Genomic DNA, 22,646 nt, shown 5'->3' with positions numbered 1-22,646 from the left:
GGGCGTTACGGGCCGCTCGGTAGGTCAGGCGGCGGCGAGAGGTCGGCCACCCCAGCGGATGCCTTTCTCGCTGCGGACGCGGGCCACCAGCACAGCGTGACCGTTACGACGCGGCCCGGCCGTCAGCCCGAGCGGCGTGCCATCCGACACCGTGAACGTTTTGGTCATGGCACTAGCGGGTGAGGACCACCGGCGGCAGGTCGGGCTGGCGCTCGACGCCGAGCCGGCGGCCCACCTCGTCAAAAGCGGACAGCACGGTCGCCAGGTGGGTGTCGTCGTGGTTGGCGGTCAGGGCCAGGCGGATCATCGGGTCGGCGGCGGCCGGCGGCCCGACCAGGTTGGTGAAGACGCCGGCCTCGAACAGCCCGGCCCAGAACGCCCCCGCCTGGGCGAGCGACGGAAACCGGACCGGCGCGATCGGCGTGGTCGACGGCCGAGTGTCGTAGCCGAGCCCCCGCAGCCCGTTGTGCAGCCCTTCGGCCAGTTCCAGGGCGCGCAACCGTCGCGCCGGCTCGGCCATGATGATCGCCAGGGCGGCCAGCGTAGCCGCGACCGAAGCGGGCGGCACAGCCGTCGAGAACAGCACCGACCGGGCGTTGCTGCGCAGGTAGCGCACATAGGAGGAGGGCCCGGCCAGCACCCCGCCGACCGACCCGAACGCCTTCGACAGCGACCCGGTGACCAGGTCGACGGAAACCCCGTGCACCGAGGCCAGCCCGGCCCCGTCCGGACCGAGAACCCCCATGTCGTGCGCCGAGTCGACGATCAGCTTGGCCCCGTACGAGTCGGCCAAGGACCGCAGACCAGGCAGATCGGCGACGTCGCCCTCCATCGAGAAGGCACCGTCCGTGATGATCAGCCGCCCGCCGTCCGCAGGCGCCGCCTCCAGCCGGGACCGCAAATGCGTGAGGTCCCGGTAGCTGCGTACCTTCCCCCACCCCAACCGGGTCGCGTCCACCAGCGAAGCGTGGTTGCGAGCGTCGACAAAGGCTGTGTCCTCCCGCCCGAGCAGCGCCGACAGCGCCAGATTGGCCAGAAACCCGACCGCGGTGACGGCCGCCGCCTCCTGCCCGAGAAAGGCGGCCATCCGCCCCTCCAACTCCGCATGCAGGTCGAGCGACCCGTTGAGCACCCGCGACCCGGCCACCCCGGTGCCGAACCGCCGCAACGCGGCCACCGCCGCCTCGGTCACCTTCGGGTGGGTGGACAGCCCGAGGTAATCCCCGGACCCGGCCATCAGCACCTTGCGCCCGTCGATGACGACGTGCGAGTCGCCGGTGCGTTCGGCCGCCGACCGGTAGTACGCGTCGACGCCGTGCGCTTTCAGGATGTCCTCGGCCTGGTGCAGGCCGGGCTTCAGGAAGGGGTCAGCCGCCACCATCCGACGGTAACAAGCTCCGTCCTCAAAGGACTCGCCGAAAACCGGGGATGCGCAACAGAAGCAGCGCGAGCCCGAAGCACAGGGCGATGGCCACCGGCAGAACCATCGCCAGCTTCGCGGCGGAAGGCCAGGGCACTGCCAACAAGACCAGAGAAAGACCGACCAGGACCGGGGTCTGCAGGATGTACGCCCCATAGGCGCCCCGAATCAGCGGCTCACCCCCGCTGACCCCGCGAAACAGGTCGACAAGCAGCACCGTCACGCTGACGCAGAGCACCCCCTCGCAGACGGCGAGCAGCCCCGACTGCCAGTGCCAGTCACCCTGAAATTCCTCCGCCTCGACCCCGGCGATCGCGATCGCCGTGCCGACCATGCCGGCCGCGACCAGCGCCGCCCACCCGCAGACCCGCCGAACCGCGCCCGGGATCGCCGTGAGCCACCCTTGCCGCCCGGCGACGACCCCGAGCATGAACAGCCCGATGCACTGCCCCCACTGCCACAGCTTCGCCCCGCCGATCTGCTCGCTGTCCAGCGGAAAGAACGCCCGGAAGAAGAAGCTCGCTACCGCGATGAAAACCGCGAACCACACCAATAGCGCCGGCCGCAACGCAGCCGGCGAAGCGGCCGGCAGAGACCCCAGCACGGGTACGGCGAGCAGGCTGAATAACAGCAACACCCAGACGAACCAGAGCGGCCCGGGGTTGAGCTCACGCAGCTGTTCGGTGACCACCGCGCCGAATGAGCGCGGCGGACCGGCCACCACACTCGCCACCCAGTGCGTCAGCGGCACCACCACCAGCACGAACACGAGCAGCGGCCACCCGAGCCGGCTCAGCCGTGACGTCACGAACCGCCGAGGCCCCCGCCGTTCGAGCGACCCCGGGACGAAAGCCCCGGCCACGAAGAAGAACGCACCCATCCCGAACAGCGCCCCGAACACGATCGGCACGGTCGCGACCGCCTCCAGCGCAGACGGCATCTCCCCGTCCTGGATGAACCACGAGCCCGGCCCGCCGTACGTGATGATCGCGTGGGTGGCGATGACCCCGGCGGTCAGGGCAACCCGGAGGAGATCGATGTGCGTCAGGCGCTCGGTCACCCCCGGAGTCTGCCGGACGGCGCAAGCCCAGCACCAGCGATGTTATCGTTCACATCGCGATTAGGAGGCAACCGTGCGAGTGGCCCGTCTGTTCGGCGCCGGCGATGTCCGCGTGCTCGACGAGGAAGCTCCGGTTCCCGCCGCCGGCGAGGAACTGGTCGAGGTCACCAGCGTCGGCGTGTGCGGCTCCGATCTGCACTGGTTCACCGAGGGCGCGATCGGCGACGCCGTGCTGGCCCGCCCGCTCGTCCTGGGTCACGAGATGGCCGGCGTCATCCGCGGCGGCCGCCGGGACGGCGTACGCGTAGCAATTGATCCTGCCGTTCCGTGCGGAGTCTGCGAACCCTGCCTCGCCGGCGACCCCAACCTCTGCCTCACCATCGTCTTCGCCGGTCACGGCGGCACCGACGGCGGCCTGCGCCAGTTGATGGCCTGGCCCGGCCACCGCCTGCACCCGATCCCCGACTCGCTCAGCGACGACGAGGGTGCCCTGCTCGAACCGCTCGGCGTCGCCCTGCACGCCTACGACCTGGCGCACGCCAGGATCGGCCAGACCGTCGCGGTGATCGGCTGCGGCCCGATCGGCCTGATGCTGATCCAGCTGGCCCGGCTGAGCGGCGCGACCCGGGTGCTCGCGTCCGATCCGCTGCCGCACCGGGCCGAGGCGGCCGCGAAGCTGGGCGCCGAGATCGCCGAGGGCGAGGCGGACCTGGTCTTCGAGGTGTCCGGCTCGAACGCGGCCGTCGACGCCGCGCTGCGCGCCGCCAAGCCCGGCGCCCGGGTCATCCTGGTCGGTATTCCGGACGGCGACACCACCACGTTCACCGCGTCGCACGCCCGCCGCAAGGGCCTGACCCTGGTGATGTCCCGCCGGATGGGCGAGGTCTACCCGCGCGCGATCGATCTGGCCGCCCGTCGCCTGGTCGACCTCCCGCCGTTGGTCTCGGCCGCGTTTCCGCTGGTAGAGGTGGCCGCCGCGTTCAGCACGGCGGCGGCCCGCGACGGCCTCAAGGTCGTCGTTCACCCGCAGGCCTGAGCCCGTCCAAAGGTGAAAGTGACTCGGAACACATCGGACGGTCACTCTACGCGTTGGTAGCGAAACTCTGGTGTAAGACCCATCGAAGTCTTAGCATCTACGAAGTAATTTCGCGTTTGCGTTTCCCCGAAGGGAAGCCCCCATGCGCCCACCCCGTCCTCTCCTCAATGCCCTGGTCATCGCGGTAGTCGTGTCGGCCACGGCATTCATCCCCATCACTGCTTCGCCGGTTCAGGCGGCTTACGCCGTTAATGACTATTGCCTGGGCGAGTGCTCCGACATTCTGCCGCCGGGGCAGAACGGCGACGCCGACCTCGTTCAGGTCCTGGCCAACCAGGCGTTCGGCTCGTTCCCACCGCACGCCGACGACCAGCTCGCCAAGTACGGCAACCTGACGTACAACTACACCGGCCTGACCGGCGAGCAGATCAACACCTTCTTCAACGACAGCTCGTACGGGGTGGCCGCCGCCGACGTGGAGAGCACCAAGTCCCCGCGCTCGGATGTCACGATCGTCCGCGACAAGCAGCTCGGCATCCCGCACATCACCGGCACCACCCGAGCCGGCACGATGTACGGCGCCGGTTACGCCGGAGCCCAGGACCGCCTGTTCCTGATGGACCTGATGCGGCACGTGGCCCGCGGCAGCCTCACCTCGTTCGCCGGCGGCGCCGCCGGCAACCGCGACCTGGAGCAGAGCGTCTGGCGCACCTCGCCCTACACCGAGGCCGACCTGCAAACCCAGATCAACAACCTGCAGGCGGGCAGTACGCGTGGCGCCCAGCTCTACACCGACGTGCAGAGCTACATCGCCGGCATCAACAAGTACATCGACGACTGCATGGCGGCCCGTGACTGCCCCGGCGAATACGTGCTGACCGGCCACCTCGACTCGATCACCAACGCCGGCGGTCCCGAGGACTTCACGATGACCGACCTGATCGCCATCGGCGGCGTGATCGGCGGCCTGTTCGGCGGTGGCGGCGGCACCGAGATGCAGTCGGCCCTGGTCCGCATAGCGGCCCGCGCGAAGTACGGCACCACCGCCGGCGACGCGGTGTGGCAGCAGTTCCGCCAGCAGAACGACCCGGAGTCGGTGCTGACCCTGCACAACGGCCAGTCCTTCCCGTACGGCGCGGGCAACCCGAACGCCGCCGGCGTAGCCCTGCCGGACGCGGGAACCGCGGTCTCCGAGCCGATCGTCTTCGACAAGACCGGTAGTGCGACAACGGCAGCGGCCAGCGGCACCAGCGAGATCGCCGACTCCCTGAGCACCCTGGCGATCGGCAGCGCCCACCGGGGCATGTCCAACGCCGCGGTGATCTCTGCCGCCAACTCGGCCACCGGCCACCCGGTCGCGGTCTTCGGCCCGCAGACGGGTTACTTCGCCCCCCAGCTGCTGATGGTGCAGGAGCTGCAGGGCCCCGGCATCAGCAGCCGAGGCATCGCGTTCAGCGGCCTGAATCTCTACACCCTGATCGGCCGAGGCCCGGATTACGCGTGGAGCGCCACGTCGTCCATCCAGGACATCACCGACACGTACGCGGCGAAGCTCTGCAACACCGACGGCAGCACGGCCACCTTGGCCTCGACGGGTTACCTCTACCACGGCACCTGCCTGGCCATGGAGCCCCTGACCAAGACCAACACCTGGAAGCCGACCACCGCCGACTCGACGGCCGCGGGTTCCTATCGCCTGACCGTCCAGCGCACCAAGTACGGCCTGCTGCAGTGGCGCGGCCTGGTGGCCGGCGTGCCGACCGCGTTCACCAGCCTGCGCTCGACCTACCGCCACGAGGCCGACTCGGCGATCGGTTTCCAGATGTTCAACGAGCCGGACCAGATGGGCACGCCGGCCGCGTTCATGAACTCGGCCTCGAACATCCCGTTCGCGTTCAACTGGTTCTACGTGAACTCGGCCGACACCGCGATGTTCACCTCAGGCGCCCAGCCCGTGCGCCCGTCCGGCGCCGACCCGAACCTGCCCACCAAGGCCGAGGCGGCCTACGAGTGGACGGGTTGGAACCCGGACACCAACGTGGCGACCTACGTCCCGAACTCCGCCCACCCCCAGGCGGTGAACCAGGACTACTTCGTAAGCTGGAACAACAAGCAGGCCAAGGACTACGGCGCGGCGGATGGCAACTTCAGCTTCGGCTCAGTGCACCGAGGCGACCTGCTGGACACCCCGATCAAGGCCGGCATAGCCGCAGGCACGAAGTACGACCGGGCAACCCTGGTGAAGGTGGTCGAGTCGGCGGCCACCACCGATCTGCGAGGCACCGACGTACTCCCGGTGCTGCTGAGGGTGATCGACACGGCGACGGTGACCGACGCAACCCAGGCGGCAGCCCTGACAAAGCTGCGCACCTGGCTGGCGGCAGGCGCACACCGCCAGGAAACAGCCTCGGGCAGTAAGGCATACGCGAGCGCCGACGCCATCCGCATCTTCGACGCCTGGTGGCCGAAGCTGGTAGTGGCCGCGTTCCAGTCGAACCTGGGCGACGGCCTGTTCCAGACCCTGGTGGACGCGCTGCAGATCAACGAGTCCCCGTCGGGCGGCCAGACCGGCCCGAAGTCGTCCTTGCCGACGAGCGCGAACGAAACCCAGGCCCACAAGGGTTCCTCGTTCCAGTTCGGCTGGTGGGGCTACGTGGACAAGGACCTGCGCGCGGTCCTCGGCGACACCGTCCCCGGCTGGTCCCAGAAGTACTGCGGCAACGGCACCGTTTCCACCTGCCGCACGGCCCTGCTGACGAGCCTGACGGCTGCGATCAACGAGCCGGCCGCGACGACGTACCCCGCCGACACCCACTGCGCAGCCGCCGACCAGTGGTGCGCCGACGCCATCCTCCAGAGCCCGCTGGGCGGCATCAGCCACGGCCTGATCGCCTGGCAGAACCGCCCCACCTACCAGCAGGTCGTCTCGTTCCCGGCAAAGCGAGGCGACGACATCAGCAACCTGGTCTCCGGCAAGACCGCCACGGCGTCCAGCATCCAGAGCAGCTACGTGGCCGCAAACGCCATAGACGGAAACCTGACCACCCGCTGGGCCAGCTCCTACGCCGACAACCAAACCTTGACGGTAGACCTGGGCTCCGCCAAAACAGTGGCAAGAGCCCTGATCCGCTGGGAGTCGGCCTACGCCACCGCCTACAAAATAGAAACGTCCACAAACAACACCACGTGGACCCAAGCAGCTGCGGTTACCGGCGGAAACGGCGGCCTGGACACGGTCACCTTCCCGGCCACCACCGCCCGCTACCTACGCCTGACCGGCCAGACCAGGGCAACGTCATACGGCTTCTCCGTCTACGAGTTGGAGGCCTATGCCCACTGACGAAGAACAGCCCCGTCGTCCGCGGCGGGGCTGTTCCCGGTCCGGAAAAAGCGGCTCAGCTAGGAGCGGGTGGGTGCCGACGGCTTCCCGTCAGTCCACTCGATCGTCAGGAACGTCTCGTTGCCGGACTTTTCCGCCTTGCCGTTGGCGGCGTCAGTGGCGTTGTACTCGCGGGCGAAGAGCTGGTGGGTCGCGGGATCGAGGACGATCGAGTTGGCTTGGACGACGCCGGAGCCGTTGTTCAGCAACGTGATGCGTACGCCGTCGCGGTTTTCAGCGTCCTTGACGTGTTCTTGGATCGTGATGCCGGGCAGGTCGGCGATCACCTCGAACGCCGCAGCGCGTACCGCGGGTGGCGCCGGGACCTGCACCAGCAGCTCGGTCATCGCCCGGAAAAGGTTCGCATCCCCGTCCGGGGTGCCGGGAAGTGCGGCGGTGGCGCGCTCGACGATCCGGTCCTGAAACAGCTTCTTCAGCTGGGCCGGGCCGGTCGGCAGCGCGTTCACCTCGACCGTGTCGAAGCCGCCCAGACTCTGCAGAAACATCGAGGCGGACATTGTTTCCAGCGTGGCCTTGCCCGGGGTCGCACGGAGCGTGTCGTGACCGGCTGCGTTGTCCGCGGTGACGTCCCAGGTGGTCGGTTTGCCGGCCGCGACCCACTTCGTCGTGTCCTGCGGGGAGAGCGGGCGGTACCCGAGGTCCCGCCGGCCGACCCAGCTGGCGTCGTGTGGATCCTTGGCAAGCCAGTACTCGACCACGGTCCGGCTGGCGAGGTCGTAGCCCTGGACATGGACCGGGCCGCGGACGACGACGGCCTCGGTGTGCCAATACCTCCCGGTCTTCTCCGCACCGGCCGTGGTGGCAGCGGCCAGCAGAAGGTCATGCGCGCCCAACTGCCCCGCCGGGGTGGCGGCTCCAACGCCGGGACCACGGGTCACCGCGTCCGGCTGCCCGAGCGAGAACGCCAGCACCGCGGCTGCCACGGTGACGACAGCGGCAGCTCCGGCCAGGGCCGGGCGAATCGTATGGTGACGCGGCCGCCGCCGGGTGGCCGCGGTGAGCTTGTCTCGCGCCTGGACCGTCGCCTGCGCGGTCGGTCCTGGTGCGTCGAGCAACTCACGAATGAGCTGAAGGTCTTCGTTCATCGGGTGGCTCCTGAGATGTCACGGGTGGGGTCGGCGCCGCCCAACGCGGCACGTACCGCCTTGCGGGCGCGACTCAAACGGGAGGCGACGGTGCCCTCCGGGATGCCCAGGGCGACAGCGACCTCCGCGTAACCGAGGTCGGCCAGGGCAACGAGCAGGAGTACGTCCCGGTCAGCCGGTTTGAGGTCCCGCAGGGCTGCGGCGAGCTCGCGCTGGACGACGCCGGCCGCCACCCGCGAGATGATCCGCTCGTGGTCGTTCTCGGCCGGCTCGGCGTGCGAGCCGACGCGGCCCAGGGCCCGGTAGCGGCGCTCCTCGTCGCGGTGATGCCGGCGGATCAGGTTGGTGGCGATGCCGTAGAGCCAGGCGCGTACCTGTCCCGCGTCGTTCAGCTTGTCCCGATCGCGGAACGCCACCAAAAACGTCTCGGCCGCGAGGTCATCGGCATGGGACGCGCTCAACCGCCCGGCCACATACCGGTAGATCTCCCCGTGATACATGTCGAAGAGATCCGCAAACCGGTCGGCTTGCGCCTCCCGCCACTTGATCACCACCATGGGCGGTTCCATTGGATAGTCACGCCTCTTAGTGCCCGGTAGCCCACATTGCCTTCACCCGCTCAACGTCGAAGAGCCGAAAGCACGACGGGCTGATAGCAGAAGTTACTGCCGAGCTCCTAGTAACGGGGCAAGATCAAAAAAGAGTCCCCACAGCCCCCCACCGCAACCACAACGGTTTTGACGTAACCGCAACCGGCACGGTCTCGCTCGCGCACCCCACCACAAACCCCGGCCCGCCCAAGCCCCCACTTGGCGTCCCAAAGCGCGGCAGCCAGATCACCGAGCGAGAGGGGACCGCCCAGCCTTCACGCTCCTGGCCGCGAGCGAGCAATCCCCTGCCCGTAACAGGCTCCCAAGCAAGGTTGTGGGCCGGGGATGACCATGCAGGGCATAGATGCTTCACCGCCCAGCATGGTCATCCCCGGCCCAAAACCGTCCCAGCGCAAGAGAAACCTAAGCAACAGACCGAATCCGAGTAACAAGAACCGACCCAAGCACGGTAATAACAGCAACAGTAAGGAACAAAACAGGATACCCACCAAGATAGGTAACGAGCGGAAACGCAAGAGCCGGCCCCAACACCTGAGGAGCAGAATTGGCGATATTGATAACCCCAAGATCCCGCCCCCGATCCTCAGCCGAAGGCAGAACCTGAGTAATCAACGCCTGATCAACCGACAGATAGACCCCGAAGCCAAGCCCGAGGATCACCGCGGCGGTAAGCGCACCCGGCCAGGTAGGCCAAACAGCGAGCAGAACCATGGACACCGCCATGACCAGCCCCGAAGCGATAACCGAAGGCTTACGCTTCCCGGTCCGATCCGAGATCACCCCGCCGATCACCACGGTCATCACGGTAGCGATCGTGTAGACGATGATCAGGATGGCGAGACCGTCGTCCGCGTTCGAGTAGTGCACCTTGTCCCGCAGGAAGTACAAAAGGTAGAGCGTAGCCATAGCGTTCCCCAGTTGAACCAGGAACCGAGTCCCGAACGCCCAAGCGAAGTCCCCACCGTGCCACCGGAACGTCCCTCGCAAATCGAACCGAGCCGGCACAGCCGGAAGCGGATCGCGAGTGCCCAGCACGAACGGCACGGCGAGCACCACGACCACGACCGCGATAGCCCAGTACCCGCCACCCACCATGGTGACCAGCAGAACCCCGGCGACCACACCGACCGACTGAGTGAGCCCCACCCACCCGGAGACCACACCCCGCTGGTCAACCGGAGTCTGGTCCGGCACCACCGCCGTAAGACCCGCTTGAAGCACATTGAGCCCGACCTGCGCGAAACACCAGCCGATCGCGACTCCGGCAACACTGTGCACCCCGTCAAGCGCCACGAGACCGGCCGCCCCGATGAGCGCCCCCGCCACGATCCAGGTATGCCGCCGCCCGGTACGCGCGGTCGTAGCATCGGACAGCGCCCCCGCAACCGGCCCGACGATCACCGCGACGAGCGCCCCGAGCCCGGTAACAATGCCCAGCGCAGTCGTCTTGGAGTCCGGAGTGATGTCCTCGATCTGGTTGGGCAGCAACACCTGCAGCGGCCCGAAGTACCCCATCCACAGCCCGAGGTTGGCCAGCGAGAGCAGCCCGATCCAGCGCCCCGGAGCCCGGGGCGGATCAGCGACGATCGTCATCCGCGCTCCCGCAACAACGAGGCAAGCCAGCGGTAGGAATCCTTGGGCGTACGTTCCTGGGTGTCGAAGTCGACCCGGACCAGCCCGAACCGCTGGCTGTACCCCTCGGCCCACTCGAAGTTGTCGAGCAGCGACCAGACGAAGTACCCCCGGACGTCGACCCCGTCGGCAAGAGCCCGTTTGACGGCCCCGAGGTGCCCGTCGAGATAGTCGATCCGGAACTGGTCGGCGGTCCCGTCGTCGGTAGAGCACCCGTTCTCGGTGATGTAGATCGGCGGCAGCGCGTCCCCGTACGTCGTCTTGAGCCCGGTGAGCAGCTCATGCAGCCCGTCCGGCACCACCGGCCAGCCGAAGGCGGTGGTCGGGACCCCGTCGATCTGCTTCATGTCGAACGGCAGCTCATCCTGGCTGGGCGCGCCGACCCGGGTCGGGTTGTAGTAGTTGATCCCCAGCGTGTCGATCGCCGTGGAGATCGTCTCGAGGTCGCCGTCCTGGATAACAGGTTCGAGCATCCCCGCCAAGAATTCCGGATATGTCCCGAGAAGCACCGGATCGTTGAACAGCCGGTTGTGGAACCCGTCGTAGATCATGGCGGCGACCTGGTCGGCCTCGTCGTCGGAGGCGGCCCAGACCGGCGTGCAGTTGTTGGTGATCATGATTTCGGCCGCCCCGCGCGACCGCAGCTCGGACACCGCCAGCCCGTGCCCGAGCAGCTGGTGGTGGGCGACCGGCAGCGCCTCGAACCCGAGCGACTTACCCGGCGCGTGCGACCCGAACGCGTACCCCTGGGCCATGTGCACGATCGGCTCGTTCAGCGTGATCCACCGCTTGACCCGATCCCCGAGCCGATCGGCGACGATCCCCGCGTACTCCGCGAACCGCAGCGAGGTCTCCCGGTTGAGCCACCCACCGTCGTCCTCGAGCGCCTGCGGCAGATCCCAGTGGAAAAGGGTGGGAACGGCAGCGATGTCCCGTTCCAGCAGCCCGTCGACAAGCCGGTCGTAGAAGTCAAGCCCGAGCGGGTTGGGCTTACCGCGCCCGTCCGGCTGAATGCGCGGCCAGGCCAGGCTGAACCGGTACGCATCCACCCCGAGCCCGGTCATCAGGTCAAGGTCGCCCGCCCACCGGTGGTAGTGATCGCACGCCACGTCCCCGGTGTCCCCGCCGAGAGTTCGCCCCGGGGTGTGCGAGAACGTGTCCCAGATCGAGACCCCACGCCCATCCTCGGCCGCGGCCCCCTCGATCTGATAGGCAGCGGTGGAGACCCCCACCTCGAACCACGTGGGAAACCCATCGAGCGATCCCAAACCAGCCCCCATCCAAAGGCGAATTCAGTTCAGGTTAGTGATCGCGCTCACCCGGCGGAACCCCTGACGCGTGGCGGTCCGGGTTTACCGTGAGCGTATGGACGGGCGTGAGTTTCATGTCGACATCGCGACCCTGGACGCGGCCGCGGCCGGAATCGCCGAAACCATCGATGATCAGCAAAGACTCGCCCTGAGCCGGCTGCCCGGGCCGACCGGAATGTACGGCGACGACGACCTGCACGACGCCATGGCCGAGTTCAGCAAACGCTGGGATGACGGTCTCCAGATCCTCACCGAGGACGCCGCGGCTATCGGGGACAGCCTCGTGCGTGTCGCCCGGGCCTACCGGGCCACCGACGAGGCGACCGCCCGGCGGATTACCTACGACCCAGCCTCAGGTGCGGTTGATGGCTGAACTGGGCGAGACCCGCGACCCGAGAGCGCTGGTGCCGGGCGATCCGGACGCCATCGTGCAGAACGCTGTCGCACTCCGGGACCGTGCCGGGGACGCGGGCGCCGCCGGCGACGGCCTCCGGAAGATCGACAGCGGTTCGTGGACCGGCGCTGCGGCGGAGCGGTTCCACGAGAAGTTCAGTTACGAGCCGGGGCGATGGTTCACCGCCGCAGACGCGATGCAAGCGGGTGCCGGAGCGCTCGATGACTATGCGGCCACGCTGCGCTGGGCTCAGCAGCAGGCAGCCGAGGCGATCCGGATGTGGGACGAGATCGAGGTCGTAGTACAGCGGGTGCCGTCCCCGCCGATGTTCCCCGACCCGTTCGAACCGGCACGAAGCGTCCTGGCCACCGCCCGGATCCAGCTCAGCGCCGCGGCTGGCATCGCGGCGGCGACGCTACGGGCCAAGGCGTCACTCGCGCCGGAGAAGTCCAGTTGGCTGGACGATGTCGGCGACTTCGTCCACGACGTGGGTGGCGATGTCGTCAACACGGTCGCCTCCTTCGGCAACGCCGCGCTTCACCACCCCGGCTCGCTCGGGCTCGCCGCCGCTGGGATCGGTCTTGCCATGGTGAGTTCCGGTGGCGAGGCGCTCGGTATCGGCCTGGACGCCACCGGTGCGGGCGCCGTGGCCGGCGTGCCGCTCAACGTGGTCTCTGCTGCTGGCATCGCGGCCGGGGCGAGCCTCACGACCGCGGCGATGGCCGACATCGCCTCGCACGCGGGAGGTGATGACCAGGTCTCGCCGGTCGATACCGAGGGCGGCTCCGCGTCCGAGGGCGCGGCCGACTCGACCGGCGGCAACCCGGCCGTGGCGAAGCCCGGATGGTCTTCGCGGACGGCGGACAACGGAAAAGGCATGGTTTACCAGAAACCGGGAGCACCTGGGAACGCTGATATGGTGCGGGTAATGGACCCGACGTCCCAATATCCGAATGGCTATGTGCGTTATTACAACGGCCAAGGACAGCCGATCGGGCTTGACGGGAAGCCGGGGCCGAATTCGGCGACGCACATCCCGATCAAGGCGGATGGCACCTACCCGACACCGGTGGGATGGTGAGCATGGACCTGGGATTCGGTGGCGAGCATGTTGTCCGCTGGGAGTCCGGGTGGACCGTCGCCCTGGAGTTCAGTGGCGGGTTCGAGGTGCGTATCGAGACGGCGTTCGTCGTGCGATCCGCCGGCTCCGAGCGGCACGTCACCCCCGGCGATGACGTCGAACTCGCCGACCTTGACGGGGCAGTCGTTTCCGAGGCCGTCGGTGATGACAGCGGCGGCTTGCGGATCGTCTTCCAGGACGGCACGCAGCTGCTCGCTGCCGCCGATCCTGGTTTCGAGGCGTGGACCCTCGCCGGGCCGGACGGGCTGAAGGTGGTCTCCGAGCCGGGCGGCGGCCTTGCCGTGTGGTCGGCTGCCAGCTAGCCGGCCGGGCGTGGGCCGAGGATGGTCTCGATGCGTTCGATGTCGGGGTAGCTTGCTGTCTCCAGCAGGGAAACGGCTTCGGCTCGGGCCCGGTTCGCGGCCTCCTCGTCGCCGGCCGCCAAATGCGTCGTGTAAAGGCCGATCAGCGGCTCGATCCGCAGGTCCTGCATGTCGCCGTACAGCCGCAGGGCCTCCTCGAAAGCCGCCACCGCCCGGGCCGGGTCGCCGCTCGCCGCGTGGAAGCGGGCCAGGTGCAGCCAGCTGCCGGCGGCGGCGTGTGGCTGCTCGCTGCCTACGTTGATGTCGATGCTCTCCTGCAGCAGCTCACGGGCCTTCTCCCGGCCGTCCGGGCGGTGGAAGTGGTACCACGCGATCGGGTGCAGGGCGTTTGCCTCCTCGACCCGGCCGAACGCGCCACCCATCTTGCGGTAGGCGGCCAGCGCTTCCACCGCGTACGGATAAGCCTTGATGGTTTGCTCCCGGGTTGGCACTCCGTGCACGCCGACGATGCCGGTGGCCATGCTGAGCAGGCCGTGCGCCAGCCGGATCGGGTCGTTCGTCTCGCGGCCCACCGCGATCGCCACCTCGAGCGCCGCCACCGACTGGTCGATCTGGTTGAGGCGCAGGTAGGCGCGGCCGATCGCGTACTGCAGGAAGCCCACCCACCACCGGTCGCCGTCCGCCTCGGCGACGGCCAGGGCCCGGCGGGCCAGCGCGATCGAGTCGTGCAGATGGAACCGGACATCCTGCTGGTAGGGCGAGAGAACCCAGAAAAAGGCCTTCAGGTACGCGGGAGCGCAGATCTCGGTGTACGCCATCAGCGTGTCGTATTCGGTGTCCTGCCAGGCGTACGCCTCCTTCTGGTCGGCGAAGGTCTCCGGCCGGATGCCGGCCGGCACCGGTGGCACCCGGCGGGGTTGCCGGTAGGGGAAGCACACCTTGTCGGCGTTGGCGGCCGAGAACAGGTAGTGCTCGACCAGCACGTCGGGGGTGGGCGAGCCCAGTTCGAGGGCGTAGGCGCGGGCCAGGTCGTGGTAGACGTACCGGCCGGGGCTGCGCTCGTCCAGCAGGTGGGCGTCGCAGAGCAGCCGCAGCTGGCCGCGGGCCGCGTCGCCGGCCACGCTGATCGCGGCGGCCCGGCTGACGTCGGGGCCGGGGTGCAGGGCTAGGTGCCGGAAGAGGCCGGCGGCGCCGTCCGGCAACTGCCGATAGGACCAGGAGAGTACGGCTCGCAGGTCATGTTTGAACCCGGCCACCGTGAACGCGTCCAGGCCGTGCTCGTCGCGCAGTTCGGCGGCGATCGCGGACAGCGAGAACTGGCTGCGGATGGCGGCCCGCGCGCACACCACGGCCAGCGCGAGCGGCAGGCCGCCGCAGCGGGCCACGATCGCGTCCCGGGCGTCCGGCTCGGAGTCGACGCGGGTGCTGCCGAGCCGGCCGCGCAGGTAGTTGCGGGCCTCGTCGTCGTCGAACGCGTCCAGCCGCAGGGTGTGCGCGCCCTCGGCGACGACCAGACCGCCGAGGTGGCTGCGGCTGGTGACCAGCACCGCGCAGCCGGGCGCGCCGGGCAGCAGCGGCCGCACCTGCTCGGCGCCGGCCGCGTTGTCCAGCAGGAGCAGCATCCGGCGGCCGGCCAGCACGCTGCGGAACAGCGCGACCCGCTCGTCGAGCGACGGCGGGATGCGGTGGTCGGGCAGGCCGAGCGCGGTGAGGAAGCCGAACAGCACGTCGGCCGGGTCGGCCGGGTTCTCCTCGGGGCCGAAGCCGCGCAGGTCGGCGTAGAGCTGGCCGTCCGGGTAGCGGCCGGCCACGGTGTGCGCCCACCGCACGGCCAGGGTGGTCTTGCCGACCCCGCCGGCACCGCTGATCACCGCGAGGGCGGAGTCGGCGAGCCGGTTGAGGGCGCCGATCTCGGCGCTGCGGGCCGCGAACCCGGCCGCCGACCGGGGGAGTTGCGCCGGCCGCAGGTGCGAGCCACGGTCGGTGCCGACCGCCTCCTCGAGCACCTCGCCGCGCTGTTCCAGGATGGCCTGTTCCAGGGTGGACAGTGCCGGTTCAGGGTCGAGGCCGAGCTCGTCGGCGAGGTGTTCGCGGTGCCGGCGCAGCGCGTCGAGCGCGTCGGCCGAGCGGTGCGCGGCCCACAGGCCGAGGGCGAGCAGCCGCCACGCCTCGCCGCGCAGCGGTTCCGCGTCGGCCAGGGCCTGCGCGGCCGGCACCGCCTCGGCGATCCGGCCGACCCGCAGCATCGCGGTGACCGCGCGTTCCTGGGCGGCGCAGCGCAGCTCGGTGAGCCGGGTGATCTCGGCGCGGGCCCATTCCTCGTCGGCGAACTGCTCGTACGGCACGCCCCGCCACAGCGCGAGGGCGTCCCGCAGCACCGCGACCGCGTCCTGCGGGGCGAGGTCGGGGGAGCGGGTGACGTCGCGTTCGAATCGCCAGGCGTCCACCTGGGCGGCGGGCAGCCGCAGCGCGTAGCCGGCGGCTTCGGAAACCAGGATCTGCGGCGCGGTGCGCGGTGCGCGATCCGGTTCCAGCAGCCGTCGGAGCCTCGAGATGTACGCCTGGAGCGTGGCCGTGGCACTCGCCGGTGGGTCGCCGCCCCAGACCTGGTCGACGATCCGGTCGGCGGGCACCACCCGGCCACCCGCCGCGACGAGAATGGCGAGCACCGCCTGTTGTTGGTACCCGCCCGGGGTGCCGGCCTCCGGGGCCCGCACCTCGACGGGCCCGAGAACGCAAACCTCGATCATTTCCGAGTGACACCACACCGGTTCGGGCCGTCAAGTCGTCGCCGATCTTAAGCGGTTAACCAGCGTGTTCATGTTTCCCGGCGAGGCGGATAGCCGACATCGGCCCGGTTGAACAAACCGGGCCGGGCCGGCGTCGCCGCGCATGGGGGCAGGCGGCGACGCCGGCGATCAGTGGGCGCCGCAGAGTTCCGGCACGCGGCCGGTGTGCGGATCGCCGGCCAGGATGCGCCGGTGCAGTTCGCGCAGCTCGGCCGACGGCCGCACCCCGAGCTGCTCGGCCAGGACCCGCCGGACCTGGTCGTAGTGGGCGAGCGCGTCGGCCGGCCGCCCGGCCCGGCACAGCGCCGTCATCAGCAGCCCGTGGTACGGCTCGGAGATCGGCGATTCGGCGACCAGCCCGCGCAGCCGGGCGATGGCCTCGGCCGGCCGGTCCAGCTCGATGGTCACGGCGGCCAGGTCGGCGGTCGCTGCCCGGCACAGTTCGGCCAGCCGGGCCCGCTGCCCGGCCAGGTAGAACCCGGTGGTGCCGGCCAGCGGGGTGCCCCGGTGCAGGGCAAGTGCGTCGGCCAGCAGCCCGGCCGCGACCGGGTGGTCACCGGCCCGCAGTGCCTCGGCGGCCGCGGCGGTGTCCCGGCGGAACCGCCACACGTCCACCGCGTCGGCCGGCACGTCGAGCTGGTAACCGCCGGCGATCCAGCCGATCTCGGCCGCCCCGGACAGGGTGCGGCGCAGCCGGGACAGGTAGGTGCGCACGGTGCTGACCGCGGAGTCCGGTGGCGCGTCCGGCCACAGCGCGTCGACCAGGTCCTCGGTGGTGGTGATCCGGCTGCCGCGCAGCAGCAGGACGGCCAGCGTGGTGCGCTGCTGCGGGCTGCCCAGTTGCAGCTCGACCCCGTCCCGCCAGGCCCGCACCGGCCCGAGCAGGGAGAACGCCAGGGTGTTCACGAGGTCGCGCCGCGCAGCTCGTCGACGTACCGCCGGTACTGCCGGCGGCCGACGAGCTGCCACAGCACGCGGCCGGGGGCCGGCACCTTGCCGAGGAAGTAGCGCTGCTCCTCGGGGGTGGCGTCCTCCAGGATCGCGCCGAGGGCCAGCATCACCTTGCTCTTCGGAATGGTCTCCAGCCCCCGCCGGCCGACCTCGTCCCACTCGTCGACGGTGAGGTGGTCGGCGATCAGCGGCAGGATCTGCGCCTCCTCGTCGTCGAGGTGCTCGGTGAGCACGCAGATGTGGTCGTGCAGGGCCTCGACCAGCGCGGCCCGGACGTGCGCGGCGGCCCCGGCCTCCCACCGCGGCAGGATCCCCCCGATCACCGTCAGCGTGCCGTCGAGCAGTTTGTGCTGCGTTTCCATCCGTTCGACGAGGTCGTCGTAGAGGCGGGCCCGCTGGTACAGCTTGGGCCAGATCAGCTCGTCCTCGAGCTGGTGATGGTGGTGCAGGCCGCCGGTGTACTCGCGGACCGCGTCGGCGATCCGGGCGGCCCGGACGGTGTCGCCGGTGCGCACCGCATCGGCCAGGCGCGGCAGGATGGCGGCCTCGCGGCGGAACACCCGGTGGATGATCACCATTTCGTGTGTGTACGGCGTAGTCATGACAGGCACAGACTCCCCCTCGGGTCTTGGTCGGGTCAGGACGCCCGGGAGTCTGTCGGAGCCCACTTGCTCGCCACTTGCACGGCGGTCGTCAGTGTCCTGGCCGGCGGTCGACGAATGATCGACGACTGCAAACTTCCTGCGTCGTTTCGAGCATTGACTGCGGGCGATCTCCGTGTGACGGTAGCCAGGCAAGCGCTTTCCTGATGCTTTCACGGAGCCAGCCATGCCCAAGACTCGTTCTGCCGCCGCCGTCCTCATCGCTGTCGCCGCGCTGGGAGTGGCCGGCGCCGCCCCGGCGGACGCTGCCACAGTGTCCGCCGGGGCCCTGGTCCTCGGTCAGCAGGTGCTCCCACCGAACGACGGCTGGGCCGCGTCCGGCGCCGGCACGACCGGAGGCGCCGCGGCCACCGCCGGCGTCGTCGTGCACAACCGGGACGAACTGGTGGCCGCGGTCGCCGGTAACGACCCGAAGATCGTCTACGTGAGTGGCCGGATCGACATGCTCGAGGGGCAGCCGTGCTCCGCCTTCGCCGACCCGGCGTACACCCTCGACACGTTCCTGGCCACGTACGACCCGGCCGTGTGGGGCCGGGCCGCGAAGCCGACCGGTCCGGTCGAGGAAGCCCGGGTGCGGTCGGCCAAGGCGCAGGGTGACCAGATCAAGGCGATCGTCGGCAGCAACACCACGATCATCGGCATCAACAACGGCCGGATCAGCCACGGCAGCCTCGTGCTCACCAACGTCAGCAACGTGATCGTGCGCAACCTCGAGGTCGTCGACGCGGCCGACTGCTTCCCGGCCTGGGACCCGACCGACGGCGCGGCCGGCAACTGGAACTCCCTTTACGACCTGGTGTCGCTGTCCGGCGCGACAAACGTGTGGATCGACCACAACACGTTCAGCGACGGCAACAACCACGACGCGGACCAGCCGCTCTACTTCGGCCGGCCGTACCAGGTGCACGACGGCGCCTCCGACATCATCCGGGGCTCGGACCTGGTCACCGTGTCGTACAACGACTACTACGACCACGACAAGACGATGCTGATCGGCTCGACCGACACCCCCGGCGTCGACGTGGGCAAGCTGCGGGTCACCGTGCACCACAACCGTTTCGGCAACGTCGGCCAGCGCGCGCCGCGGGTCCGGTTCGGCCAGGTCGACGTGTACGACAACCTGTTCGTCGCCACCGACGAGGACACGTATCAGTACTCGTTGGGCGTCGGCGTCGAGTCGGCCATCTACGCCGAGAACAACTACTTCAAGCTCAGCGCGGACGTGCCCACCGCCGACGTGATCCACTACTGGAAGGGCACGAAGATCACCGCGATCGGCTCGCTCGTCCAGTACGGCAGCCGCCGCCCCCAGCCGGTCGACCTGGTCGCCGACTACAACCTGGCCTACGACCCCGACCTGACCGCCGACGCCGGCTGGACCCCCACCCTGCGTCCCCGGGTCGACCCGGCCGCCGCGGTGCCCGGCATCGTCGCCGCGAATGTCGGGATTCGGCACTTGGGCTGCTGAAGTTTGGCACGCTGACTACATGCACATCGGCGTCATCGGAGCAGGACAGCTAGGCGCGACCCTGGCCGGGTGGTGCGCGCAGAGCGGTCACGACGTGGCGGTCACCTCGCGGCATCCGGAGCAGCTGGCCGACCTGGCCGGCCGCCTCGGTGACCACGTGACCGCCATGCCGGTGGCGGACGCGGCGGCGTACGCGGATGCCGTCCTGTTCGCCCCGACCTGGGAGTCGGCGCACGAGGCGATCGACCTGACCGCCGGGAACCTGGCCGGCAAGGTCGTGATCGACGCGACCAACCCGCCGGAGGCCACCCCGGACGGCCGCAGCGGCCTCGAGCAGCTGATGGAGTGGGCGCCGGACGCGTTCTGGGCCAAGGCGTTCAACACCCTGCCCACCGGCGTGCTGTCCCGGCGCCGCGGCCACGACCCGCTGCTGGCCGAGTTCGTCTGCACCGACCGGCCGGCCGCCCGGCTGACCGCCGCCCGCCTGATCAAGGACCTCGGCTTCGCCCCGTACTACGCGGGCGGCGCGGAGAACGCCCGCCTCACCGAGACGGGCGGTCCGCTGCAGCTGGCCGAGTGCGACGTCATCGACGCCAAGGACATCCTGGCCCAGGCGCTCAGTCTTTGAGCAGCCGGCCGAGCCACTCCGTGCGGGTGCGGCGGGCCGCGACGGAGATCGGCGCGGCCGGGAACAGGGCGTCGAAGCCGTGGAACCCGCCGGTCCACACGTGCAGGTCGGCGCGGCCACCGGCGGCCCAGATCCGGCTGGCGTAGGCGACGTTCTCGTCCCGGAACAGCTCGGCCGACCCGGCATCGAGGTAGGCGGGCGGCAGGCCGGACAGATCCTCGGCCAGCGCGGGGGAGACGTAGGTGCCGTCCAGCACGCTGCGCCAGCCGAACTCGTTCATCTCCCGGGTCCAGACCACCGCGTCACCACGGGCCTCGTTGCGCTGATCGAGCATGGCCCCGATCAGCACCTGACCGGCGATCGCCAGGTCCCCGCGGTCGCGAGCCAGCAGCGTCACCCCGGCGGCCAGCCCACCACCGGCACTGGCCCCGGCCACGACCACCCGGGCCGGGTCGATCCCCAGGTTCTCGACCGCCCAGGCCAGCCCGCGGTAGCAGTCCTCGACCAGCTCGGTGCCCCGGGCCTCGGGCGCCAGCCGGTATTCGACCGAGGCCACCGTGACCCCGAGTTCCGTGAGCCACTCCAGGGGGATGTCGAGCTGCGAGTAACGATTCCCCATGACCATGCCGCCGCCGTGGATCCAGAACACCAGCGCCGGGGCCGGCCCGGCCGGGCGCAGCACCGTCAGCGGCACCGGCCCGTCGATCTCCTGCCGTTCCACTCCGGGGTGGTCCAGCGGCGGCGGCGCGGCATAGGGCCGGATCTGCGCGAGGGTCTCGTCGTTGAGCGGCGGCATCGCCGGCATGGCGGCGAGCAGGGCCTTCAGGTCGGCATCGAGTTCCATCTCAGAACGCCTTTCCACCGACGGGAACCTCATCCGAGTACGCCGAGCCGGCCAGCAGCGGCTGCAGCGCCGCGACCAGGGCCTGGGCCGGCGCGGTGGCGAAGAACGCGGCGTGCGCCTCCGGGCTGGTCCAGCCCTCGGTGACGTGCACGACGTCGGGGTCGCCGGCCGAGCGGCCGACCAGGAAGACAACGCAGTCGGGGTGCGGCAGCGAGGGTGCGTCCAGCAGCAGCGCGACCACCTCGTCGCCCTTGCCGGGTTGCGCATTCATCGTGGCGTGGAAACCGTGGTTGATTCTCATGAGAAGAATTCAACCGCCCTGAGCTGCCCAATCGTTAGAACGATCGCGTCGAGGTCTTGCCCGATCCTCTCAGCAGCGGGAGGATCGGGTCATGAGCCTCGACGAGCTGCGCAGCCTGTGCAACCGCCACGCCCGGCCCGACCAGCGCACGCCCATCGAGGACGTGCTCATCTCGAAGACCGACCACAGCACCCCGCCCGCGCCGGCCATGTCCGGGGCGATCCTCGCCGTCATCGCGCAGGGCTCGAAGCGCATCGCCCTCGGCGACCGCGTCTACGAATACGGCGCGGGTCAATATCTGATCGCCTCGGTCGACATGCCGGTCACCGGCGAGTTCCTGCAGGCCAGCCCCGACCTCCCGGCGCTCGGCGTCGGCCTGCTGCTGCGCCCGGCCGCCATCGCCGAGCTGCTGCTCCAAGCCGGTCCCGGCGACCTGCCGGCCGCGCCCGGGGGCACACCCAGCGGCCTTGCGGTCAGCGACGCCCCGGCCGAGCTGCTCGACGCGGTGGTCCGGCTGCTGCGCCTGATCGAGCGCCCGCGGGACATCGCCGTGCTGGCCCCGCTGATCAAACGCGAGATCCTCTGGCGGGTCCTGACCGGCGAGCAGAGCGCCCCGGTGCGCCAGCTCGGCCTGGCCGACAGCAGCCTCACCCACGTGGCCCGGGTGATCCACTGGATCCGCGACCACTACAACGAGCCGTTCCGGGTGGAAGACCTGGCCCAGCTGGCCGGGATGAGCGTCTCCGCCTTCTACCGCAACTTCCAGGGCGTCACCGCGACCAGCCCACTGCAGTTCCAGAAGCAGATCCGCCTGCAGCAGGCGCGGCTGTTGCTGGCCGCCCGGCCCGGCGACGTCACCGGCGTCGGCCGCACCGTCGGTTACGACAGCCCGTCGCAGTTCAGCCGCGAATACCACCGCCAGTTCGGCGCCCCGCCCAGCCAGGACGCGAGCCGGCTCCGCGACCCGGAGCCGGCCCTGCCCTAGCTTCTTACTGCTGAGCGGTTGCGGTGAAGGTTGCCGAGGCGAGGGCGTTGTGCCCGATGACGTAACCGACCACCGCCTGCGACGTGTCGGCCGGCAGCTCCAGGGTGGGCACGCTCAGCGCCACGACGGTGAACTCGTAGCGGTGGGTGATGTCACCGGTCGGCGGGCACGGCCCGGTGTAGCCGATCCCGCCACCGTCGTTGGTGCCGTTCACGGCGCCGGCCGGGAGCACCGCACCGGTCGCCAGGGACGTCGTGGTGGCCGGGATGTCCCAGGCCTGCCAGTGCCAGAAGCCGCTGCCGGTGGGCGCATCCGGATCAAAAAGCGTCACCGCGAAACTGCGAGTGCCGGCCGGCGCACCCCGCCAGGACAGCTGCGGGGAGAGGCCGGCGTCGTCACAACCCCAGAACGGCGCCGGGATGGGCTTGCCGGACCGCAGGTCGGTGCTGGTGAGCTTGAAGTACCTGATGCCACTGGGCAGCCCACTGCGGATCTCTTTGAAGCCGAAGTGCAGGACGGTGGCCGCGGACGCGCCGGCGGCGGCCCCCACCACGACCAGGACGACCGCGAGGAGCACGGCCAGGCGACGGGAAATACGGTTCATGATCGACCCCCATGAATCTTCGA

Annotated in this window: 21 protein-coding genes; 8 read left to right on the top strand and 13 right to left on the bottom strand. The window is 69.9% G+C overall.

Translation table 11 applies throughout. The annotated features are described in order from the left end of the window. Positions 1–24 precede the first annotated feature (24 nt). The 3 genes from Ate02nite_RS43820 to Ate02nite_RS43810 are packed head-to-tail and all read right to left on the bottom strand — an operon-like array spanning position 25 to position 2,480. On the bottom strand, positions 25–168 hold the full coding sequence (locus tag Ate02nite_RS43820; RefSeq protein ID WP_203813868.1) for a hypothetical protein: 144 nt from the start codon (positions 166–168) through the stop codon (positions 25–27). A gap of 4 nt (positions 169–172) precedes the next feature. Beyond that, positions 173–1,378 (bottom strand): aminotransferase class I/II-fold pyridoxal phosphate-dependent enzyme, encoded by a 1,206-nt coding sequence (locus Ate02nite_RS43815; protein ID WP_203813867.1) that lies wholly within the window; start codon positions 1,376–1,378, stop codon positions 173–175. 25 nt (positions 1,379–1,403) lie between these two features. After that, positions 1,404–2,480, bottom strand: a complete 1,077-nt coding sequence (locus Ate02nite_RS43810) for an acyltransferase family protein (protein ID WP_203813866.1) — start codon at positions 2,478–2,480, stop codon at positions 1,404–1,406. Between the two features lie 73 nt (positions 2,481–2,553). On the opposite strand from Ate02nite_RS43810, the gene Ate02nite_RS43805 reads away from it, so the two are divergent. Next, entirely contained in the window at positions 2,554–3,516 is a 963-nt protein-coding gene (locus Ate02nite_RS43805) for a zinc-dependent alcohol dehydrogenase (protein ID WP_239148149.1), read from the top strand. A gap of 142 nt (positions 3,517–3,658) precedes the next feature. Further along, positions 3,659–6,856 (top strand): penicillin acylase family protein, encoded by a 3,198-nt coding sequence (locus Ate02nite_RS43800; protein ID WP_203813865.1) that lies wholly within the window; start codon positions 3,659–3,661, stop codon positions 6,854–6,856. Positions 6,857–6,915: 59 nt separating this feature from the next. Here the strand turns inward: Ate02nite_RS43800 and Ate02nite_RS43795 are convergent, their stop codons facing one another. The 4 genes from Ate02nite_RS43795 to Ate02nite_RS43780 form a co-directional block, all read right to left on the bottom strand. Continuing rightward, entirely contained in the window at positions 6,916–8,001 is a 1,086-nt protein-coding gene (locus Ate02nite_RS43795) for a CU044_5270 family protein (RefSeq protein ID WP_203813864.1), read from the bottom strand. Further along, positions 7,998–8,558: an RNA polymerase sigma factor gene (locus Ate02nite_RS43790; RefSeq protein ID WP_203813863.1), complete on the bottom strand. Its 561-nt coding sequence runs from the start codon at positions 8,556–8,558 to the stop codon at positions 7,998–8,000. Before Ate02nite_RS43790 ends, Ate02nite_RS43795 begins: the two co-directional genes overlap by 4 nt. Positions 8,559–9,014: 456 nt before the next feature. Next, positions 9,015–10,205, bottom strand: coding sequence for an MFS transporter (locus Ate02nite_RS43785; protein ID WP_203813862.1), 1,191 nt, complete (start codon positions 10,203–10,205; stop codon positions 9,015–9,017). After that, positions 10,202–11,476, bottom strand: a complete 1,275-nt coding sequence (locus tag Ate02nite_RS43780) for a GH1 family beta-glucosidase (RefSeq protein WP_239148148.1) — start codon at positions 11,474–11,476, stop codon at positions 10,202–10,204. Before Ate02nite_RS43780 ends, Ate02nite_RS43785 begins: the two co-directional genes overlap by 4 nt. 133 nt (positions 11,477–11,609) lie before the next feature. Between Ate02nite_RS43780 and Ate02nite_RS43775 the strand changes: the two genes are divergently transcribed. Genes Ate02nite_RS43775 through Ate02nite_RS43765 form a run of 3 tightly spaced genes read left to right on the top strand, consistent with a single transcriptional unit; the run spans position 11,610 to position 13,391 of the window. Beyond that, the gene (locus Ate02nite_RS43775; protein WP_203813860.1) at positions 11,610–11,927 is read left to right on the top strand and encodes a hypothetical protein; all 318 of its coding nucleotides are present in this window, start codon (positions 11,610–11,612) and stop codon (positions 11,925–11,927) included. Continuing rightward, on the top strand, positions 11,920–13,029 hold the full coding sequence (locus Ate02nite_RS43770; protein ID WP_354262734.1) for a putative T7SS-secreted protein: 1,110 nt from the start codon (positions 11,920–11,922) through the stop codon (positions 13,027–13,029). Before Ate02nite_RS43775 ends, Ate02nite_RS43770 begins: the two co-directional genes overlap by 8 nt. 2 nt (positions 13,030–13,031) lie before the next feature. Next, complete coding sequence (locus Ate02nite_RS43765; protein ID WP_203813858.1) at positions 13,032–13,391, top strand: DUF6188 family protein; 360 nt, start codon at positions 13,032–13,034, stop codon at positions 13,389–13,391. Here the strand turns inward: Ate02nite_RS43765 and Ate02nite_RS43760 are convergent. From Ate02nite_RS43760 to Ate02nite_RS43750, 3 genes are all read right to left on the bottom strand, one after another. Continuing rightward, on the bottom strand, positions 13,388–16,141 hold the full coding sequence (locus Ate02nite_RS43760) for a BTAD domain-containing putative transcriptional regulator (protein ID WP_203813857.1): 2,754 nt from the start codon (positions 16,139–16,141) through the stop codon (positions 13,388–13,390). The genes Ate02nite_RS43765 and Ate02nite_RS43760 overlap by 4 nt on opposite strands. 168 nt (positions 16,142–16,309) lie before the next feature. Beyond that, positions 16,310–17,086 (bottom strand): AfsR/SARP family transcriptional regulator, encoded by a 777-nt coding sequence (locus Ate02nite_RS43755; protein ID WP_203813856.1) that lies wholly within the window; start codon positions 17,084–17,086, stop codon positions 16,310–16,312. Beyond that, on the bottom strand, positions 17,083–17,709 hold the full coding sequence (locus Ate02nite_RS43750) for a hemerythrin domain-containing protein (protein WP_203813855.1): 627 nt from the start codon (positions 17,707–17,709) through the stop codon (positions 17,083–17,085). The genes Ate02nite_RS43755 and Ate02nite_RS43750 overlap by 4 nt, the downstream gene beginning before the upstream one ends. Positions 17,710–17,959: 250 nt before the next feature. Between Ate02nite_RS43750 and Ate02nite_RS43745 the strand changes: the two genes are divergently transcribed. Together Ate02nite_RS43745 and Ate02nite_RS43740 are read left to right on the top strand one after the other, a co-directional pair. Then, positions 17,960–19,261 carry a pectate lyase family protein gene (locus Ate02nite_RS43745; protein WP_203813854.1) on the top strand — a complete coding sequence of 434 codons (1,302 nt, stop codon included), beginning with the start codon at positions 17,960–17,962 and terminating at the stop codon, positions 19,259–19,261. A 19-nt stretch (positions 19,262–19,280) separates the two neighbouring features. Beyond that, positions 19,281–19,889 carry an NADPH-dependent F420 reductase gene (locus tag Ate02nite_RS43740; protein ID WP_203813853.1) on the top strand — a complete coding sequence of 203 codons (609 nt, stop codon included), beginning with the start codon at positions 19,281–19,283 and terminating at the stop codon, positions 19,887–19,889. Here Ate02nite_RS43740 and Ate02nite_RS43735 read toward each other — a convergent pair. Together Ate02nite_RS43735 and Ate02nite_RS43730 are read right to left on the bottom strand one after the other, a co-directional pair. Further along, entirely contained in the window at positions 19,879–20,733 is an 855-nt protein-coding gene (locus Ate02nite_RS43735) for an alpha/beta hydrolase (protein ID WP_203813852.1), read from the bottom strand. The genes Ate02nite_RS43740 and Ate02nite_RS43735 overlap by 11 nt on opposite strands. A 1-nt stretch (position 20,734) precedes the next feature. Further along, positions 20,735–21,034, bottom strand: coding sequence for a putative quinol monooxygenase (locus tag Ate02nite_RS43730; protein ID WP_203813851.1), 300 nt, complete (start codon positions 21,032–21,034; stop codon positions 20,735–20,737). A 91-nt stretch (positions 21,035–21,125) separates the two neighbouring features. Between Ate02nite_RS43730 and Ate02nite_RS43725 the strand changes: the two genes are divergently transcribed. Then, positions 21,126–22,019: an AraC family transcriptional regulator gene (locus Ate02nite_RS43725; protein ID WP_203813850.1), complete on the top strand. Its 894-nt coding sequence runs from the start codon at positions 21,126–21,128 to the stop codon at positions 22,017–22,019. Between the two features lie 4 nt (positions 22,020–22,023). On the opposite strand, the gene Ate02nite_RS43720 is transcribed toward Ate02nite_RS43725, so the two are convergent. Next, positions 22,024–22,623 (bottom strand): YbhB/YbcL family Raf kinase inhibitor-like protein, encoded by a 600-nt coding sequence (locus tag Ate02nite_RS43720; RefSeq protein WP_203813849.1) that lies wholly within the window; start codon positions 22,621–22,623, stop codon positions 22,024–22,026. Positions 22,624–22,646: the final 23 nt, after the last annotated feature.

Origin of the sequence: Paractinoplanes tereljensis (genome assembly GCF_016862435.1) — a bacterium.
GTDB classification, from domain to species: domain Bacteria; phylum Actinomycetota; class Actinomycetes; order Mycobacteriales; family Micromonosporaceae; genus Actinoplanes; species Actinoplanes tereljensis.
The sequence above is the reverse complement of the archived record's forward strand: the minus strand, read 5'-3'. Positions and strand labels throughout refer to the sequence as shown.

Excerpts from the sequence above, each read along its gene's own strand:
- Ate02nite_RS43795 (WP_203813864.1), bottom strand. The coding sequence starts at position 8,001 with ATGAACGAAGACCTTCAGCTCATTCGTGAGTTGCTCGACGCACCAGGA.
- Ate02nite_RS43785 (WP_203813862.1), bottom strand. The coding sequence starts at position 10,205 with ATGACGATCGTCGCTGATCCGCCCCGGGCTCCGGGGCGCTGGATCGGG.
- Ate02nite_RS43725 (WP_203813850.1), top strand. The coding sequence starts at position 21,126 with ATGAGCCTCGACGAGCTGCGCAGCCTGTGCAACCGCCACGCCCGGCCC.
- Ate02nite_RS43745 (WP_203813854.1), top strand. The coding sequence starts at position 17,960 with ATGCCCAAGACTCGTTCTGCCGCCGCCGTCCTCATCGCTGTCGCCGCG.
- Ate02nite_RS43775 (WP_203813860.1), top strand. The coding sequence starts at position 11,610 with ATGGACGGGCGTGAGTTTCATGTCGACATCGCGACCCTGGACGCGGCC.
- Ate02nite_RS43800 (WP_203813865.1), top strand. The coding sequence starts at position 3,659 with ATGCGCCCACCCCGTCCTCTCCTCAATGCCCTGGTCATCGCGGTAGTC.
- Ate02nite_RS43740 (WP_203813853.1), top strand. The coding sequence starts at position 19,281 with ATGCACATCGGCGTCATCGGAGCAGGACAGCTAGGCGCGACCCTGGCC.
- Ate02nite_RS43730 (WP_203813851.1), bottom strand. The coding sequence starts at position 21,034 with ATGAGAATCAACCACGGTTTCCACGCCACGATGAATGCGCAACCCGGC.
- Ate02nite_RS43750 (WP_203813855.1), bottom strand. The coding sequence starts at position 17,709 with ATGGTGATCATCCACCGGGTGTTCCGCCGCGAGGCCGCCATCCTGCCG.
- Ate02nite_RS43790 (WP_203813863.1), bottom strand. The coding sequence starts at position 8,558 with ATGGTGGTGATCAAGTGGCGGGAGGCGCAAGCCGACCGGTTTGCGGAT.
- Ate02nite_RS43770 (WP_354262734.1), top strand. The coding sequence starts at position 11,920 with ATGGCTGAACTGGGCGAGACCCGCGACCCGAGAGCGCTGGTGCCGGGC.
- Ate02nite_RS43760 (WP_203813857.1), bottom strand. The coding sequence starts at position 16,141 with ATGATCGAGGTTTGCGTTCTCGGGCCCGTCGAGGTGCGGGCCCCGGAG.
- Ate02nite_RS43765 (WP_203813858.1), top strand. The coding sequence starts at position 13,032 with ATGGACCTGGGATTCGGTGGCGAGCATGTTGTCCGCTGGGAGTCCGGG.
- Ate02nite_RS43820 (WP_203813868.1), bottom strand. The coding sequence starts at position 168 with ATGACCAAAACGTTCACGGTGTCGGATGGCACGCCGCTCGGGCTGACG.
- Ate02nite_RS43720 (WP_203813849.1), bottom strand. The coding sequence starts at position 22,623 with ATGAACCGTATTTCCCGTCGCCTGGCCGTGCTCCTCGCGGTCGTCCTG.
- Ate02nite_RS43735 (WP_203813852.1), bottom strand. The coding sequence starts at position 20,733 with ATGGAACTCGATGCCGACCTGAAGGCCCTGCTCGCCGCCATGCCGGCG.